This is a genomic window from Mesorhizobium sp. M1A.F.Ca.IN.022.07.1.1, assembly GCF_003997575.1.
GTDB lineage: Bacteria > Pseudomonadota > Alphaproteobacteria > Rhizobiales > Rhizobiaceae > Mesorhizobium.
On sequence record NZ_RZST01000524.1, the window covers coordinates 1 to 2734 of the forward strand.

The 2734-nt window shown below is 62.6% G+C and carries 4 protein-coding genes; 2 read left to right on the top strand and 2 right to left on the bottom strand.

Annotated elements, in window-relative coordinates:
- The coding region (locus EOA75_RS31555; RefSeq protein ID WP_127326037.1) for an MFS transporter at positions 1-782 on the top strand (782 nt) is incomplete at its 5' end.
- Between the two features lie 72 nt (positions 783-854).
- Here EOA75_RS31555 and EOA75_RS31560 read toward each other — a convergent pair.
- Positions 855-1673: an alpha/beta hydrolase gene (locus EOA75_RS31560; protein WP_127326039.1), complete on the bottom strand. Its 819-nt coding sequence runs from the start codon at positions 1671-1673 to the stop codon at positions 855-857.
- 194 nt (positions 1674-1867) lie between these two features.
- Here EOA75_RS31560 and EOA75_RS31565 point away from each other — a divergent pair, with 194 nt between their 5' ends.
- On the top strand, positions 1868-2311 hold the full coding sequence (locus EOA75_RS31565) for a MarR family transcriptional regulator (RefSeq protein ID WP_127240826.1): 444 nt from the start codon (positions 1868-1870) through the stop codon (positions 2309-2311).
- A 131-nt stretch (positions 2312-2442) separates the two neighbouring features.
- Here EOA75_RS31565 and EOA75_RS31570 read toward each other — a convergent pair.
- A partial coding sequence (locus EOA75_RS31570) for a glutathione binding-like protein (protein WP_206517093.1) occupies positions 2443-2734 on the bottom strand: 292 nt, incomplete at its 5' end.

Sequence of the window (2734 nt, forward strand, 5' to 3'; positions counted from 1 at the left end):
CGCAATCGCTGTTCCAGGTCGGCGGCAATTTCGGCCAGGCGATGGGCCCGCTGCTCGCCGCCTTCATCGTCGTGCCTTTCGGCCAGACGAGCATTTCCTGGTTCGCCGTCGGCTCGCTGATCGGCATCGTCGTGCTGTGGCAGGTTGGCGGCTGGTACAGCCGGCTGCGCGCCTCGATGGCCAGCCGCAAGCCGGCGGCTCACGTCTCGCCCTTCCCACGCAAAAAGGTCATGGGGGCACTGGCGGTGCTGACGCTGCTGGTGTTGAGCAAGAACGCCTATATCGCCTCGCTGTCCAGCTACTACACCTTCTACGCCATCCATAAGTTCGGCGTTTCGGTGCAGATGTCGCAGGTCATGCTCTTCCTGTTCCTCGGCGCCTCGGCGCTTGGCATCCTGCTCGGCGGCCCGTTCGGCGACCGCTACGGACAGAAGGCGATGATCTGGTTCTCGATCGTCGGCGTTCTGCCCTTCACGCTGGCGCTGCCTTACGCCAATTTGGAATGGACGATGGTGCTTACCGTTGTGATCGGCCTGATCCTGTCGTCGGCCTTCTCCAACATCGTCGTCTTCGCGCAGGAACTGGTTCCCGGCCGCGTCGGCATGATCGCCGGCATCTTCTTCGGCTTCGCCTTCGGCATGGGCGGCATCGCTGCGGCCGTGCTCGGCGTCATCGCCGACATGAAAGGCATCGACTTCGTCTACCACGTCTGCTCGTACCTGCCCTTCCTCGGCCTGCTGACCGTGTTCCTGCCGAACATGAAGGAGGCCAGGAAAGCCTGAGCCGGCCACTCCGGACGAGCTCCAGAGAGCAAAGCACCCGCGCGATGGCGGGTGCTTTTCTGGCGCTGGGACTCAGGCCTGGAAGAAAGCCAGGAGGTCGGCATTGATGACGTCCGCATGGGTCGTCGCCATGCCGTGCGGAAGGCCCTTGTAGACTTTGAGCTCGCCCTTCTTGAGCAGCTTGATCGCGAGCAGCGCCGAATCCGCGATCGGCACGATCTGGTCGTCGTCGCCATGCATGACCAGCACCGGTACGTCGATCTTCTTCAGGTCCTCGGTGAAGTCGGTTTCCGAGAACGCCTTGATGCAGTCGTAATGCGCCTTGGCGCCGCCCATCATGCCCTGCCGCCACCAATTGTCGACCACACCTTCCGACACCGTCGCGCCTGGACGGTTGAAGCCGTAGAAAGGGCCGGCCGGAACGTCGCGGAAGAACTGGGCGCGGTTCGTCGTCAGCGCCGAGCGAAAGCCGTCGAACACTTCGATAGGCAAGCCGCCGGGATTGGCAGCGGTCTTGAGCATGATCGGCGGCACCGCGCCGATCAGCACAGCCTTGGCGACACGGCCTCCGGAACCGTACTGCGCGACATAGCGCGCCACTTCGCCACCGCCGGTCGAATGCCCGACATGGATGGCGTTCTTGAGGTCGAGATGCGCAACCAGCGCCGTCACATCGGCGGCGTAGGTGTCCATCTCATTGCCGGTGTCAGTCTGGCTGGAGCGGCCATGGCCGCGGCGGTCATGGGCGATGACCCGATAGCCCTTGGAGAGGAAGAACAGCATCTGGGCATCCCAGTCGTCGCTGCTCAGTGGCCAGCCATGGTGGAAGACGACCGGCTGACCGGTGCCCCAATCCTTGTAGTAGATCTGCGTGCCGTCGTTGGTGGTGATCGTGCCGCTGCCCGAGCCGCCTTCGCATGTGAAGCTTCAGTCATCTCAATCTCCGTTTTAGGTGTCGCGATAAATGATATCGCGATAATGATGTGTCTAGCGCAACGATGACTTCTTGCCCACGATAATATGTATCGCGATATGATTTTTTGTGCTAAAGAGCCTCACGACGTCGACAAAAGGATCATGGCGCGATGCCTCTGCCCCTGGACAATCAGCTCTGTTTCGCGCTCTACGCCACGAGCATGGCGATCAACCGTACCTACAAGCCCATGCTCGACGAGATGGGGATCACGTATCCCCAGTATCTCGTGCTCAATGCGCTTGGAGAGGCCGATGGCATGTCGGTCGGCACCATAGCGCGCCGGCTGGCGCTGGAATCGAGCACCGTCACCCCGCTGGTCAAGCGCATGGAGCAGGCGGGTCTGGTGACCCGCCAGCGCAGCCATCACGATGAGCGGCAGGTGCAGGTCGATCTCACCGCGGCAGGCCGGGCGCTGCTCACGCAATGCAGCTGTCTGGGCGAAACGCTGGTCGAGCGTTCAGGCATGACCTCGGCCGAGATCGATGCTCTCACGCGAAAAGTCCGGGCGTTGCGCGATGCGTTGAGCGGCGACCAATCGGCCGATGCTGCCTGACCTCCAAACGCCGGACAAAGTCTGCTTAGTGCAGGCCACGGCCCGCGTCCCATCGCCGGGGCCATTTCCGCCGCGGCTTGGCAGGCATCCTCGACGATGGTCCTTCGAGAAGGGCCGTTCAAAATCCTTGCTTAACCCGGCACGGCCTCTCTGCTGACCGGCGGCAGTGGCGGCGCATCCAGCCCCTGGAACGGGTCGCGCCAGGCATCGATATGCTCGATCCGCCGATACCAGCGGCTGAGCGATGGATAGTCGTCGAGCGGCAACCGGGCAGCATCATTGAACGCGAGAAAGGTCGCCATACGAAAGTCGGCATAGCAAACCGAATTGCCGACCAGCCATTGGCGCCCGCAAAGCTCGGCTTCAAGGATGGCGGCCGTCATGTGGAACTGCCTCGGCCCGTCCTCGAGCAATGCCTTGTAG

Bases quoted from the DNA above. Each gene is read 5' to 3' on its own strand.
- EOA75_RS31565 (WP_127240826.1), top strand. From the start codon at position 1,868: ATGCCTCTGCCCCTGGACAATCAGCTCTGTTTCGCGCTCTACGCCACG.